The 13571-nt window shown below is 65.0% G+C and carries 17 protein-coding genes and 4 pseudogenes; 19 read left to right on the top strand and 2 right to left on the bottom strand.

Annotated features, from left to right (window positions below):
• The first annotated feature begins 690 nt into the window (after positions 1 to 690).
• The 3 genes and pseudogenes from PV773_RS24260 to PV773_RS24250 all read left to right on the top strand — a co-directional run bounded on the left by PV773_RS24260 (position 691) and on the right by PV773_RS24250 (position 1426).
• A complete protein-coding gene (locus PV773_RS24260) occupies positions 691 to 876 on the top strand; it encodes a hypothetical protein (RefSeq protein WP_347968832.1) in 186 nt (61 codons plus the stop codon).
• A 23-nt stretch (positions 877 to 899) separates the two neighbouring features.
• Positions 900 to 1121: pseudogene (locus PV773_RS24255) on the top strand (leucyl aminopeptidase); the annotation flags it as partial.
• A gap of 44 nt (positions 1122 to 1165) precedes the next feature.
• The gene (locus tag PV773_RS24250) at positions 1166 to 1426 is read left to right on the top strand and encodes a hypothetical protein (RefSeq protein WP_347968834.1); all 261 of its coding nucleotides are present in this window, start codon (positions 1166 to 1168) and stop codon (positions 1424 to 1426) included.
• On the opposite strand, the gene cueR is transcribed toward PV773_RS24250, so the two are convergent.
• On the bottom strand, positions 1390 to 1809 hold the full coding sequence (gene cueR / locus PV773_RS24245; RefSeq protein ID WP_347968831.1) for a Cu(I)-responsive transcriptional regulator: 420 nt from the start codon (positions 1807 to 1809) through the stop codon (positions 1390 to 1392). The two genes, PV773_RS24250 and cueR, sit on opposite strands and share 37 nt — an antisense overlap.
• Here cueR and PV773_RS24240 point away from each other — a divergent pair.
• The 3 genes and pseudogenes from PV773_RS24240 to PV773_RS24230 form a co-directional block, all read left to right on the top strand.
• Complete coding sequence (locus tag PV773_RS24240) at positions 1795 to 2046, top strand: hypothetical protein (protein WP_347968830.1); 252 nt, start codon at positions 1795 to 1797, stop codon at positions 2044 to 2046. The genes cueR and PV773_RS24240 overlap by 15 nt on opposite strands.
• 118 nt (positions 2047 to 2164) lie before the next feature.
• Positions 2165 to 3205: pseudogene (locus PV773_RS24235) on the top strand (ISNCY family transposase); the annotation flags it as partial.
• Positions 3199 to 3512, top strand: a pseudogene (locus PV773_RS24230) (zincin-like metallopeptidase domain-containing protein); the annotation flags it as partial. The pseudogenes PV773_RS24235 and PV773_RS24230, both read left to right, overlap by 7 nt.
• 16 nt (positions 3513 to 3528) lie before the next feature.
• Here the strand turns inward: PV773_RS24230 and PV773_RS24225 are convergent.
• The gene (locus tag PV773_RS24225; RefSeq protein ID WP_347968829.1) at positions 3529 to 3957 is read right to left on the bottom strand and encodes a helix-turn-helix domain-containing protein; all 429 of its coding nucleotides are present in this window, start codon (positions 3955 to 3957) and stop codon (positions 3529 to 3531) included.
• 116 nt (positions 3958 to 4073) lie between these two features.
• Here PV773_RS24225 and PV773_RS24220 point away from each other — a divergent pair, with 116 nt between their 5' ends.
• From PV773_RS24220 to PV773_RS24160, 13 genes and pseudogenes are all read left to right on the top strand, one after another.
• Positions 4074 to 4469 (top strand): mercuric transporter MerT family protein, encoded by a 396-nt coding sequence (locus PV773_RS24220; protein WP_347968828.1) that lies wholly within the window; start codon positions 4074 to 4076, stop codon positions 4467 to 4469.
• Between the two features lie 22 nt (positions 4470 to 4491).
• A complete protein-coding gene (locus tag PV773_RS24215; RefSeq protein ID WP_347968827.1) occupies positions 4492 to 4782 on the top strand; it encodes a cation transporter in 291 nt (96 codons plus the stop codon).
• Position 4783: 1 nt separating this feature from the next.
• Positions 4784 to 5032 (top strand): mercury transport protein, encoded by a 249-nt coding sequence (locus tag PV773_RS24210; RefSeq protein WP_347968826.1) that lies wholly within the window; start codon positions 4784 to 4786, stop codon positions 5030 to 5032.
• Positions 5029 to 7332 (top strand): bifunctional organomercurial lyase/mercury(II) reductase MerBA, encoded by a 2304-nt coding sequence (gene merBA, locus PV773_RS24205; RefSeq protein ID WP_347968825.1) that lies wholly within the window; start codon positions 5029 to 5031, stop codon positions 7330 to 7332. The genes PV773_RS24210 and merBA overlap by 4 nt, the downstream gene beginning before the upstream one ends.
• A gap of 129 nt (positions 7333 to 7461) precedes the next feature.
• Positions 7462 to 7697, top strand: a pseudogene (locus PV773_RS24200) (zincin-like metallopeptidase domain-containing protein); the annotation flags it as partial.
• On the top strand, positions 7697 to 8470 hold the full coding sequence (locus PV773_RS24195) for a hypothetical protein (RefSeq protein WP_347968833.1): 774 nt from the start codon (positions 7697 to 7699) through the stop codon (positions 8468 to 8470). The pseudogene PV773_RS24200 and the gene PV773_RS24195, both read left to right, overlap by 1 nt.
• Positions 8471 to 8540: 70 nt before the next feature.
• Positions 8541 to 9017: a hypothetical protein gene (locus tag PV773_RS24190; protein WP_347968824.1), complete on the top strand. Its 477-nt coding sequence runs from the start codon at positions 8541 to 8543 to the stop codon at positions 9015 to 9017.
• Positions 9014 to 9442, top strand: coding sequence for a hypothetical protein (locus tag PV773_RS24185; RefSeq protein WP_347968823.1), 429 nt, complete (start codon positions 9014 to 9016; stop codon positions 9440 to 9442). The genes PV773_RS24190 and PV773_RS24185 overlap by 4 nt, the downstream gene beginning before the upstream one ends.
• On the top strand, positions 9429 to 9770 hold the full coding sequence (locus tag PV773_RS24180) for a hypothetical protein (protein ID WP_347968822.1): 342 nt from the start codon (positions 9429 to 9431) through the stop codon (positions 9768 to 9770). The genes PV773_RS24185 and PV773_RS24180 overlap by 14 nt, the downstream gene beginning before the upstream one ends.
• 104 nt (positions 9771 to 9874) lie before the next feature.
• A complete protein-coding gene (locus PV773_RS24175) occupies positions 9875 to 12031 on the top strand; it encodes a chromosome partitioning protein ParB (protein WP_347968821.1) in 2157 nt (718 codons plus the stop codon).
• A 97-nt stretch (positions 12032 to 12128) separates the two neighbouring features.
• Positions 12129 to 12605: a hypothetical protein gene (locus PV773_RS24170; RefSeq protein ID WP_347968820.1), complete on the top strand. Its 477-nt coding sequence runs from the start codon at positions 12129 to 12131 to the stop codon at positions 12603 to 12605.
• Positions 12605 to 12781: a hypothetical protein gene (locus PV773_RS24165; RefSeq protein ID WP_347968819.1), complete on the top strand. Its 177-nt coding sequence runs from the start codon at positions 12605 to 12607 to the stop codon at positions 12779 to 12781. The genes PV773_RS24170 and PV773_RS24165 overlap by 1 nt, the downstream gene beginning before the upstream one ends.
• A gap of 223 nt (positions 12782 to 13004) precedes the next feature.
• Positions 13005 to 13415: an antirestriction protein gene (locus PV773_RS24160; RefSeq protein ID WP_347968818.1), complete on the top strand. Its 411-nt coding sequence runs from the start codon at positions 13005 to 13007 to the stop codon at positions 13413 to 13415.
• Positions 13416 to 13571: the final 156 nt, after the last annotated feature.

The following is a 13571-nucleotide window of genomic DNA, read 5'->3' as shown; positions in this document are numbered from 1 at the left end:
CCATGATCCTCGTCGCCATGGGCGGCAACCTCCTACGCCGGAATGCCCATCCCTGACTTTCCAAACGGACTCTAAGATGTGCGAAGGGCACACCATACTTATACGCCCGGCGCAGGGAGGGGGAACCAAGATAAATGCGAGAGGGACCAACGGCGCCGACGAAAGTCATTATCGGCTTGGTTGAAAAGGCGGCATGCAACCTCGCTCGAAAACCTTTCACGGGGTGCTGATTCGTCCTCAGTTCAGACGGACATCCACCACGCCCTCGAGGGCTTTGATGCCTCCAGCGAGTTCGGCGGAAAGCCGGTAACCACCCTTGAGCTCGATCTCGTATTCCTTGGCGCCGTTGTCGCGGGAGACGATGAACAGGACTTGCCCCTCCCCGCCCGGCTTCAGCTGGGAGCGGATCGGCGCTAGAATCGATCCCGCGGCGTTTTCCGGGCTCGTGCTCCTGGATCCGCCGGTGTCTGGGCCGGGGCGTCGGGCCTATCCGTCCGCCTGGAACTGGTATGAGGGTTCACTCCTCATGGCGCAAAGGGGCTGTTCGGGTGAGGACATGAAGGCCTTCTGTCCCGCCTGGACCGATGAGCAGAATTCGCTGCGGGCCGAGTGGCTCCACACCTGTCAGCTCGACGCGATCAGGACCGCTTATGACGGGTTTCATACCAAGATATCCATCTCGACCTGCCCGTGATCGGGCTACCGATCCGGCTGGTGGTGGCAGGCGCCGCCCAGGTGATCGGGGAGTCCGATATCGCTGAAATCGAGGCTCTCGCGCCGAAGATCGAAGTCCGCATCGTCAAGGATGCGGGTCACATGATCCCTTGGGACAATCTCGAGGGCTTTGTGAACGCAGTGGCTGATTTCCGGGCCTAGGCCCCACAAGGGAGGAAACTGAAATGGATCAAGCCAGCTTTACCGAAATCTGCCTGCATCAGCTCAGGATGTCCGGCGTCAGGCAGGGTGAAAGACTCGTCGTCCTGACTCAGGGCAATGAGCGGCTCAACTATGCCGATGCCTTCATGGCCGCCGGACAGCGCCTGGGCGCCAATATGTATCACATGCGCCTGCCGGCCCAGGTCCCCGTCGGGAGCTGGAACGTGGGCGTGACCGGTCTTGCCGCCCTGCGCCCAAGAGTTCCTTCGGGTTACCCCCGGCCCTCATCATGACGTCCTGGAAGCCATACGCTGATGGCACCGAGTGGTCGACGAAAAATGGGGCGGACCCGCCCGAGGGGGTAGGGCCAATCCGTGAACTCGGCGCCACGGTCGAAGACAATGGACACGCCTACTTCGCTTGTGCAGCCAATTATCTGATCAAGGCGAATGCAGAAACAACAATGGGATCGACCTCAGCGCCGTCGTTAGCAGGCACACCATTTGCCAGCGGTCAGTTGATGCTTGAAGCGATATCGTTTCCCGACTGACGAGCCAAGTCCTCGAGAATCGGACAATCCGGGCGATCGTCACCCTCGCAACACGCGATAAGGTGCTCGAGTGTCCGTTTCAGGGACTGAAGACCGAGAAGTTTCATGTCAAGCGCGGCCACGTGCGCCAGCGTGAGTTCCTTCACCTCTGCGCTCCGGCGATTCCTGTCCTGCCACAAGGCAAGGAGTTGGCGAATGCTTCCTATCGAGAACCCGAGCCGGTGTGCGCGATGGATGAACCGGAGCATGTGCACATCCCGTTCGTCGTAAACGCGGTAGCCGGCTTCGGTTCGACGCGCCGCTGGGAGGAGGCCGGTTTCTTCGTAATAGCGGATGGTCTTGGCCGAGAGGCCGGAAGAACGCGCGGCTTGTCCGATCTTCATGACGACCTCCGTCAGGGCATCGCCGGGACCGGACGGACGCCTTGCTTCGATGCAGCGGCCGCGCTCGCCGCGACGGGCGGGCGGAAGGTCCTGAGCCTCAGCGCATTGGTGACGACGAAGACACTCGAAAACGCCATGGCAGCCGCGGCAAGAATGCCGCGCAAATGCCTCGGCTTCAAGACGCCCTCTGAAGTGTTCCGGCAAAAGATGATGACGGCGCCGAGGAGGTCAGGCTAACCTGAGCCGCTGCAAAGTCGCACTTCGCCGAGAACTCACACCGCAAAGTTAAAATGTCCTGATCCGGCAAAGTAAGAATGTCACTCTCCCCGGGTTTTGATGACGTGGGAGATTGCGGATGGGATTGATTGCGATGAGCGAGCGCGATCTGCAGCGGATTGAGGTTTTGTCGAAGGTGATCGACGGCCGTATGACGATGGTGTGGACGGCACATGTCCTGGGCTTAAGCACGCGCCAAGTGCGTCGACTGCTGGATCGGATCAGCGCTGGCGGTGCGGCATCGATCCGCCACAAGGCGATCGGTCGCCCATCGAACAATCGGATTCGCGACGGCGTGCGCGATTATGCGATGGCGATCGTGCGCGAGCGCTATGCGGATTTCGGTCCGACGCTGGCGGCCGAGAAGCTAGCGGAGCTTGATGGCCTGACGGTGTCGCGCGAGACCTTGCGCCAATGGATGGTGGAGGCCGGCCTGTGGCTGTCGCGCAAGCAGCGCCGCTCGTTCCATCAGCCGCGGTTGCGGCGCGAGGCCTACGGTGAACTGGTGCAAATCGACGGATCCGAGCATCGCTGGTTCGAAGATCGCGGTGACCCATGTTCATTGCTGGTGTTCATCGATGATGCGACCGGCAAGCTGATGCAGTTGCGGTTCGTACGATCGGAAAGTGCGTTCAGCTATTTCGAAGCGCTGGAGTTCTATCTGAAGGCGCATGGTGCTCCAGTCGCCTTCTATTCCGACAAGCATTCGGTGTTCCGGGTTGCGAAGAAGGATGCCAAGGGCGGTCAGGGCATGACGCAGTTCGGCCGGGCGCTTTGCGAGCTAAACATCGAGATCCTTTGTGCAAACTCGAGCCAAGCCAAGGGCCGAGTCGAGCGGATGAACCGGACGCTACAGGACCGGTTGATCAAGGATCTGCGCCTGGAGGGCATCTGCGACATGGACGACGGCAACGCTTTCCTGCCTCGCTTCATGGAGAGCTATAACCGGCAATTCGCCATCACCCCTGCCCGGTCTGATGATCTGCATCGGCCGCTGAATCTTGCCCCGGATCGGCTGCGCGATGTCCTGTGCAAACGTGAGCAGCGTTATGTCGGTGCCCAGTTGACGTTCTCCTACCAGCGTCAGCGGATCATGCTGGAAGAGAACGAGGTGAGCCGAATGTCGAGACCCTCATCAAGGCGACCGGCATCGATTTCCAGATCGGCGGCGGCAAGGCGTTCTATGTCCCGGCTCACGACTATGTCGTCGTCCCGCCGCCGCAGGCCTATTTCGAGCCGATCAACTGGCACAGGACGGCCCTGCACGAAATCGGGCATAATGCCCGTTATGCCGATATCGGCATAATGGTCACGCTTCCGGCGCCAAGCACCGCCTCGACCGCGATCTCACCGGGCGGTTCGGCTCGGCCGCCTATTCCATGGAGGAATCCACGGTCGAGCTCCTGAGCGCCAGGGGCGCCGCATAGGCGCCCCTCAACCCGATCAGTTGACAGTCCGCTCCTGGAACAGCGTCTCGATCAACGGACATTCCGACCGGGTGCCGCCGGCGCATTGCGCGACTACGTCCTTGAGCACCCGCTCCATGCGCTTCAGGTCGGCAATCTTTGCGCGTACATCGTCGAGATGCGCGGCGGCGACCGCGCTTGCCTCGGCGCAGGGCTGGTCACGCTCGTCGACAAGACGCAGCAGCTCACGGACTTCATCAAGCGAGAAGCCGAGCTCGCGCGCCCGCAGCACGAAGCGAAGGCGCCGCTCATGCGTCGTGTCGTAGCTACGGTAGCCGGCCGCCGTGCGCGGCGGCTCGGGCAGAAGGCCGACCTTTTCGTAGTAGCGCACCGTCTCCAGATTGCTGCCCGTCCGCCGGGCGAGTTCAGCCCGCTGCAGTCCCTTCACGCCAGCGTGATCGCCCATCGCCAAAATCCCTCTTGACCCTGTAGTCGCTACAGACCGCATGGTACTGCGCAATGAGGATTTCGGCAAGGAAAGCGAGATCGGATATGGATATATCGCGACCCAGCACGGCGGGCATGACGTCCGCCACGACCGACGTGCTCGCGTCGGAGCGAGGCGAAGTCGGACGGCAGCGCCTGGTCGCCGTCGGCGGCATTCTCGGCGCGCTTGCCGCCTCCTCGTGCTGCATCGTCCCGCTCATCCTGTTTAGCCTAGGCATCGGTGGCGCCTGGATCGGCAATCTGACGGCGCTCGCGCCCTACAAGCCCTTCTTCGTCGCCGGGACGACGGGCGTTCTCGGCTACGGCTTCTATCTCGTCTACTGGAAGCCGCGGCAGGCCTGCGCCGAAGATGCCGCCTGCGCACGGCCGATCCGCAGCCGCCTCGTGCAAATCGCGCTCTGGTTTGCGACGGTGCTCGTCGCGGCCGCCTTCGCATTCGACTATGTCGCCCCGCTACTGCTTTCCGCCTGACACCAAGAGGAGATCCCGCCCCATGAAGAGTTTGAGCGCTCTCACTTTGATCGCGTCGGTGATGACCGCGCCTGCCGCCTTTGCCGCTGAACGTACCGTCACCTTCGCCGTCGACAACATGACCTGTGCCTCGTGCCCCTACATCGTGAAGACCTCGATGGCCGCGGTGCCCGGCGTTGCAAAGGTGACCGTCTCGTTCGAGGCGAAGACCGCGACCGTGACCTTCGACGACGCGAAGACGAACCTGGATACCATCGCGGCCGCCAGCATGAATGCCGGCTATCCGGCCCACCCGGGGCAGCAAGGCAGTTGAGATGAGTGATCGCGCCCTGATCCGCGCCGGCACGGTGGGCGCCATCTTCGCCGCGATCTGCTGCGCGGCGCCACTCCTTGCCGTGACCTTGCCGTTGGCCGGCTTCGGCGCGTGGTTGACGGGTTCGGGTCTGGTCGTGCTTCCCCCGATCGCCGCGGGCCTTGGGCTTGTCGCCTGGGGCATCCATCATCGCCGTGCAAAGGTCGCCTGTTCCAACACGAAGATTCTGAATGAAGGCCTGAAGCCATGAATAATTGCTGCGCATCCTCCGCGTCCCGCGACAAGGCGACGGTTTCTACATCCGCAGCGGTGCCGAGCTTTGCCGTGCGGCCGGGTGTCACGTTTCCGGACTGGTCGGTGGTTTCGTCACCCGTGGTGAAGGAGGCCCTGCTGCCCATGGTCGGCTCCGGCCACGTGCTCAACCGCTGGAGCGGCTACGAGGCGGCCACGGATCGCGTGCGCGTTGCGTTGCTACAGATCTACGCAGAACACGGGCGAGCCCCGACCCCAAGCGCGCTTGCCAGGCGTGCGGGGCTGAGCGAGGAAGCCGTCCGCGCGCTGCTCGAAGAGCTCCGCCGTCGCGACCTTGTCGTGCTCGACGGCGACAAGATCGTCGGTGCCTATCCCTTCACCGACCAGGACACCGGCCACCGGGTCACACTGGATGGACGCACGCTCAATGCCATGTGCGCGGTCGACGCGGTCGGCATCGGCGCCATGACCGACCACGACGTCTCGATCGTCTCGCGCTGCCGCCACTGCGGCGCGCCGGTCCGGATCACCACGCAGGACCGCGGCCGGGCTCTGGCCGACGTTGAGCCGACGACGGCAGTCGTATGGCTCAGCGTCCGCTACGAAGGCGGATGCGCTGCGAACTCGCTGTGCACGGCAACGTCCTTCTTCTGCTCCGACGATCACCTCGCCGCGTGGCACCGGGAGCTTCCTGCAGACGAGCCGGGATTCCGGCTGTCGATCGAGGAAGCCCTGGAGGCAGGTCGGGCGATCTTCGGGCCGAGCCTTGACGGAATCGGCACAATCGCTGGCGACGGCAACGATGCGGCCGAGACACGAAGTGAGCCTCAATCGACGGGCGATACCGCATCGCCGGACAGGCCCGTGACCGATCGGCGCCTTAGCACGAATGGCCGCAACAATGGTTCCTACGACCTTGCCGTCATCGGCGCCGGCTCGGCCGGCTTCTCGGCCGCGATCACGGCTGCCGATCAGGGCGCCCAGGTGGCTCTCATCGGCGCTGGCACCATCGGTGGCACCTGCGTCAACATCGGTTGCGTCCCCTCGAAGACGCTGATCCGCGCCGCCGAGACGCTGCACAATGCCCGAGCCGCAGCGCGTTTCGCCGGCATCACGGCCAAGGCCGAACTGTCCGACTGGCGCGGAACCGTTCGCCAGAAAGACGCGCTGGTTTCCGACCTGCGTCAGGCCAAGTACGTGGACATGCTGCCAGCCTACAACGGCATCGCCTATCGCGAAGGATCGGCGCGCCTCTTCGATGGCGGCGTGGAGGTCGACGGCGCGCCCATTCCCGCCGGCAAGATCATCATCGCGACCGGTGCGCGGCCGGCCGTCCCTGCCATCCCCGGTATCGCGGCCGTGCCGTATCTGACGAGCACGACGGCGCTCGAACTCGAGGAGCTGCCCCGCTCTCTGCTCGTGATCGGCGGCGGATATATCGGGGCCGAACTCGCCCAGATGTTCGCACGCTCCGGCGTCGAGGTGACGCTGGTGTGCCGCTCGCGTCTCCTTCCCGAGGCCGAACCCGAGATCGGCACGGCGCTGACGGGGTATTTCATGGACGAGGGCATCGCGGTGATTTCCGGCATCACGTACCGGACGATCCGCAAGACCGCGGACGGTGTTGCGCTCGCTGTCCATCGCGACGGCAAAGACGTCACGATCGACGCCGACCAGGTGCTCGTGGCGACGGGCCGCGCGCCCAATATCGAAGGTCTCGGGCTCGCCGAGCATGGGATCGCTCTCTCGCCGAAGGGCGGCATCTTCGTCGATGACCGCATGCGCACGACAAGAGCGGGCGTGTACGCTGCCGGCGACGTCACCGGTCACGATCAGTTCGTCTACATGGCCGCCTACGGTGCCAAGCTCGCCGCGAAGAATGCCCTCAACGGCGACAGCCTGCGCTACGACAACAGCGCCATGCCGGCGATCGTCTTCACCGATCCACAAGTCGCCAGCGTCGGCCTGACCGAGGCCGCCGCGCGGGCAGCCGGGCATGCCGTCCGGATCTCCGCGATCGGTCTCAACCAGGTGCCGCGTGCGCTTGCGGCCCGTGACACCCGCGGGCTCATCAAGCTCGTCGCCGACGCCGGCAGCGGACGCCTGCTCGGCGCCCATATCCTCGCACCCGAAGGCGCCGACAGCATCCAGACCGCGACGCTCGCGATCCGGCAGGGCCTCACCGTCGATGACCTCGCGGACACGATCTTTCCGTATCTCACCACCGTCGAGGGCCTCAAGCTCGCGGCCCTGTCGTTTAGCAAGGACGTTGCCAAGCTGTCTTGTTGCGCCGGCTGAGCAGCCGTCACGCTCTCCGAGCGCTACACGAATCTGTCTCACGGGCCGAGATCGATCGGCCCCGCGGGTTTCAGGCAAACGCCGTCGCAAAACCCGACTGATACAGCTTGACTTTTCAGATAACGCGGTGAGATTTCTGCCGCCTACAGTTGCGCGGCGCTCGGCATCGCGCCGACCGTGCGCCATGCCGACTACATCGGCTACTGGAGGTTGTGCGCGAGGACAACCGCGCCATCATGCGCACCGCATCGCTCGCCAGCAAGGCGGCGGACTGGATCTTGTCCTTCCTGCCGCCGGAGGAAACCGCGGCGATCGGTGTCGGCAGCGATGCCGATACCGGCGCGACCGACCGGAGGGCCGCGTGATGCGCTTCCGTCGCTGGCATCGCCCCGAACCCTATGGAGACACGCCCCGCAAGCGGGCGGCCTTCCTGCGCAAGCAGCGTCTCGCCCGCGAGGCGCTGCCTCTCTTCGCCGATGACATCGCCGTCACCCAGCACAGCGTCGAGGAGGAGATGGCCCGCCGCGCCGTCTCGTGGGACGCGGCCGAACGGGAACGCCGGAGCCAGCGCGCGGCGCGCTGGCGTGAAGGCCGAGCCCGCCTCTTCGCCCTGCCGGACAGGCTGCGCCATCGCGCCCGCGAGATCTGGCGCACCTGCCCCTATCCCGCCGACGCGGCACGCTTCGCCGACTTCCTCGACCAGATCGAAGTCGGCAAACTCGATCCCTGGCGCCCGCCATGGGTCTATTGTCCGGAGCGGACCGCCCGCATCACCCGCGACCCGTCGACCTTCGCGGCTGCCTTTCGCCAGATCGGCCGCCGCAAGGCGGGCGGCCCGAACGCCGCTGAGGCCGACGAGCTGCTGTTCTGCGGCAATCTCGGCTCCGGCATCCTCTTCCTCTCCTCCCGGCTACGTCTCCTCGATGCGCAGGGAAGCATTCACGCCATCGCCAACGGCCGCCTGGGCGGTTCCGTGGCGGCTTGCGCCAGCCACTTCGTCGACATCGAGGTGCGCGGCCCGTGCTCGGATGCCGAGCTCACGCTGATCGAGCGCCTGGCGCAGGCGACCGACACGCGGCCTGTCGTGGTACAGCGCATCGTTGCCGCCCATCCCCCCGCAGGGAGGGCAACGCCATGAGCACTGTTTCCTCTCCGCGGCGACTGCTGATCCTCTCCTGCTCGGCCAGTAAGCGCGACGCCCGAAATGCATGCCGGCGATCGAGCGCTATGACGGCCCGCTCTGGCAGACGTTGCGCGCGACCGATCCGGACGCCCGGCTCGCGAGCTTCGCCTTCCTGTCGGCGCATCTCGGCTTTCGCGAGGCACGGACGACCATCGAACTCTATGACGCGCGCATGAGCCAGAAGCGCGCCGACGCCATGAAGGCCGGCACGCGATGGCCTCCCCCGAAAACCCAGCGCCGCGTCATGCCCTCGGGCGAGCATCCGGGGATGCACATCGCCTCGCTCAGCGACTTCCGGCGGCAAACCTTCGGGAATGTCGCCCTTGTCGGCGGCCGTCTCTATCTCGAGGTCATGCGCCATTTCGTCGGCCTCTTCCGCGAGGGCGGCCATATCACGGCGGATGCGCGCATCACCGAGATCAACGGCGAGATCGGCCGGATGCGGCAGGAGCTTCGGCTGTGGCTGCTGCGGCCGCCCTTCGATGCGGGAGGCCAGCCATGACCGAACCAACGAGACCCGGTCACAATGGCGGCCCTCCGCTCGAGGAGCCTGCCGATCATCGGCGTCCCCAATGCAAGCACTGCATTCATTGGCACGCGCCGCCGGAAAACGAACAGCGCGCCTATGAACGGTTTCGCATCGGCCTCTCGTGTCGGCGCGTGAAGCGCCCCGCCGGCACCTGCGACCGCGTGCTTCTTGAGGACCGCAAGACCAGGGTGTTCTCGGCGACTACAGCCGAATTCGGCTGCCTCAATTTCGAGGCGAAGCCGCCGCCCGCCCGGACGGTCGGCGGCGGCTTCGTAACGATCTGGAGGAATGGCCGTATCGCCTGGCAGGGATCGGAGGAGAAGATTCCGCCGCGCCTTCTTCAGGAAACACTCGATCTGGAGCCATCCGACGATAGAGGGCGCGATGATGAGCCCTGATCGCCTGCGCTCTATGCTGGCGAACATGGAGGCGGCGCTGGCTGACGCGCATCGCAATCTCGCCCTTGCCGAACGCACGCTGCGCGACCGGGCCGAGGCCGAGACGATCCGGCGGCGCCCGAAGGCCCGCTACTATCATCGGCGGATGAGCCGGTGGACCGGCGCGGACGAGGCGGAATACGGGCGGGTGCTCGACGGCCTGCTTGCGGTTGCGGCTCCGGATCTCGACCGGCTCCGGCGCAAGATCGATCGGCAGGAGGCGGCTATCGAGGCATTGCGCCGGAAGTGCCGGGTGAATGCGGAGCGGCCGCGGCGCCCCGACTGGTAGCGTCGCGCCCGCAGCCCGCTCGAGAGGAAGAGAGGGGATGGGATTTTCGTGACGGGTTGATAGCGGAGAGAGAGGCTCTCGGCGCCCGTCGCGGAGAAACCACCATGGCCAGAGTTGCGAAAAAGAAGAAGCTCACCGTCGCGATGATCGAGTTCTCGCGCTCGCGCGACATCCCCTTCAACCGCATCCGGCTCTCGGACAGCAACGTCCGCGAAACCGACGTCGAAGCCGGTCTCGACGATCTCACCCATGACATCGACCGCCGCGAGGACATCGTGCAGGGTCTCAACGTCCGCGCCGTTCTCGATGCCAGGGGCAACGAGACCGGCGATTTCGAGACCCCGGCCGGCGGGCGCCGCTACCGCGCGATCGCGCGTCTGGTCGAAGCCGGTCGTTTCCCCGCCGAAGGGCTCGTTCCCTGCCTCGTCAAGAAAGCGAACGCCAAGACCTCGGCGGTCGATGACTCGCTCGCGGAAAACATGCTGCGCCTCGCGCTCCATCCGCTCGACCAGTTCAAGGCGTTCAAGCGCATGGTCGACGGCGGCATGACGAAGGACGAAATCGCCGACGCCTACCGCACCACGCCGCGCTACATCACCCAGCGCCTTCGCCTTGCCTGCGTCTCGCCGACCCTCCTCGACATCTATGCGCGCAACGAAATGCCGCTGGCGATGCTGGAAGCTTTCACGGTCAATCCCGATCATGCGCGCCAGGAACAGGTCTGGGAATCTCTCCAGCACTCCTACAACCGCCAGCCTTGGCACGTCCGTCAGCTCCTGACCCAGACCACCGTGCCCTCCGACGAGAAGCGGGTGCGTTTCGTCGGCGTGGATGCCTATCAGGCGGCTGGCGGCATTATGCTGCGCGATCTCTTCTCCGATGGCGACGGCGGCTCGCTGGAGGACGTGGCGCTTCTCGATCGCCTGGTCTCCGACAAGCTGAAGACCATCGCCGATGAGGTGGCCGCCGAGGGCTGGAAGTGGATCGCCGTCGACGTCAATCTTCCCTACGGCTATGACAACGGCCATCGCGCGCTCACCGGCAGCTTCGTCGACCTGACCGACGAGGAGCGCGCCGCCCGCGACGCGCTGCGCGACGAGCAGGAGCGTCTCGAAAACGAATATGCCGACTACGACGAGCTGCCCGATGAAATCGATCAGCGGCTCGGCGAGATCGAGTGCGACCTGGCCGACTTCGAGAAGCGGCCGGTCGTTTACGATCCGGCCGAGATCGCCCGCGCCGGCGTCTTCATCAGCATCGACCGCAACGGCGAGCTTGTCGTGGATCGCGGCTATGTCCGTCCCGAGGACGAGCCTGTCGCTACTGTCGATGGCGAAGGCGACGAGACCGAAGTCGGAGCCGAGGGAGCTGCCGCCGGCACTGGCGGCGAGGCGCAGCGCGCCGTCATCACCATCGGCGGTCAGCCGGCGGAGTCCGAGGAGGAGGACGAGGACGACGGCGTCAAGCCGCTGCCCGAACGGCTCGTCATCGAGCTCACGGCCCATCGCACGCTTGCGCTGCAGGACGCGCTTGCCAACAATCCCCATGTCGCGATGACGGCGCTCCTCCATCGCATGGTGATGGAGCGGTATCATTATTCCGCTCCGACCGGATGCCTCGAGATCTTCGTGCGTCAGAAGTATTTCTCGGCGCAGGGCTCGGATCTCAACGACAGCCCGTCGGCCAAGGCGATCAACGAGCGCTACGACGCCTGGAAGTCGGACCTGCCTTCCGACGAGGCGGCTGTCTGGGACTGGATTGCCGCACTCGACGATGCAAGCCGCATGGCACTCCTTGCCCATTGCGTCAGCTATGGGGTCAACGCGCTCTACGAGCGTCCGAATCCCTATAGTGGCACCGGCGTCTCGCAGCATGGCCTTGATCTCCGCCTGGCGGGCGCCGATCGCGTCGCCCGCGCCACCGGCTTCGACATGGTGGTCGACGCTGGATGGAGGCCCACGGTCGAGAATTATCTGGGGCGCGTCACCAAGACCCGCATCCTCGCGGCCATTCATGAAGGCGCGGGCGAGCGTGCGGCCCAGCTCATCGACCATCTGAAGAAGGCCGACATGGCCAAGGAGGCCGAGCGCCTTTTGGCCGATACGGGCTGGCTGCCCGAGCCGCTGCGCCTCGTCGACCTCGATGGCGAAACGGCCAACGGCGAGGCCGAGGGCGATGACACCGCGCTGCCGGAATTCCTGGCCGGCGACGATGACACCGGCGGCTTCGAGGAAGGCCACCATCTCGTCGCGGCCGAATGACTACCGGCGGGGCGGCACCGGCCGCCCCTTCCCTTCTTCCTCCTTTCACGCGCCCCGGTCCCGAACCGGGGCCATTTCATTTCCGGAGTCACCATCCATGTCCGCGTCTCTGATTTTCGATATCGCTCCCCTTGGTTCCCTCGTCGCCTACAACGACGGAACCCCCAAGCCGCCGGCGCGCTTCGCCAAGAAGCTGGCGAGCTGGGAGCTTCGCAACGGTGTCGGCCGCCTCGTACGCAAGGAACCGGCGCATGAGCGCCCGACCTACACGACGACGCCGTGCTTCACCCTGCAGGAAGGTAATTTCGGCCAAAACGGCATCATCCTCGTCACAATCATGCGGACCTACGGGATAGACAGCTATCTGACGTTCCGTGTGATCGAGCGCCCGCGCCTTGGCCAGGTCCGCATCGTCCAGACCGTCGGCGAGAATGTCGAACTTCTGTATCTCGCCGAGGACCCGATAGCGGCCGAGCTGTGGCTGGCGAAAGCTCGCTACCGCAATACCCGCCTGGAACCAGTCTGCCCCGACGAGGTTGGCGCCGATGTAGTCGAAGGCAGGGCGGCAGCCTGATGTGCAACGAAACTCATCAGGAGATCGAACGGATCGCCGGTGGGGCAGGATGGGACAGCTTTACGCTCATCCTGCTGATAGCCCGATGGCTTGAGGCCGCCCGTCAATCGCAGCTGCTGCTTGCCCACCTCTCGGAGCTTGCGGTGAACGAAGAGGATTCCGACTCGGAAATCTGAACGCAATGCGCAATGCCCGGCGCCGCAGCGAGCGCCGGACATTTTTTATGCCCTGCCATCGAGAGGCGAAGGCTGCCGTGGAGGGGGCGAGGCGGCAGGGCGGGCCAACCGTTCCGCCGGGCCATCGTGGCGAGAGGGAGAGGATCGCCGGGCCCGGGTGAACCGGGCGATGAAGAGAGGTTGCCCGGAACTCGTCCCTGTCCCTCTCTGGAGAAACTGCACCATGGCAATCGACACCATCGTTCCCGTCCGCGCCACACTCGTTCCGGAAGAACGCCGCCCGTCATTCCTGCCGGCCATGCTCGGCCTGCGGCTCCTGATTGTCGGCGAAAACGCCGTCTATTCCATCATGGAGCGGCTCAGCCCGCGCGACTATGGCGGCGGCTTCTGGAACTTCTACGAGCTCGACGGCCAGCCCCTGTTCCTCGCGCCGGCCTCAGAGAAGCGCTTCCGCATCGAAAGCGAGATCACCGAATATCAGGGTGAGGTGTCGGCGGAGGCGGCCGGGATCATCGCCACGCTCTTCACCTTCTCGCACCTCTCCTTCCGGTTCCAATCCGATCTTCTTGCCGAGGGCTACGCCCACCTCCACGCCTATGTCGACGGACATGCCGAGGCATCGGCAATCTATTAGGCGATCGATTGAACCATCGCGGCGCCCCATCCTTTGGTGGGGCGCTTTTTCCATGTCGGCCACCGGCCGGCAGACCGAAGAGGAGAGAGGGAGAGGACGGTTCGTTCGGCCGTGACGGGATTGTGGATTGGGAGAGTGGCTCCCGGCGCCCGTCAT

It is taken from the genome of Mesorhizobium sp. CC13, from assembly GCF_039907765.1.
GTDB lineage: Bacteria > Pseudomonadota > Alphaproteobacteria > Rhizobiales > Rhizobiaceae > Aminobacter.
The sequence above is the reverse complement of the archived record's forward strand: the minus strand, read 5'-3'. Positions and strand labels throughout refer to the sequence as shown.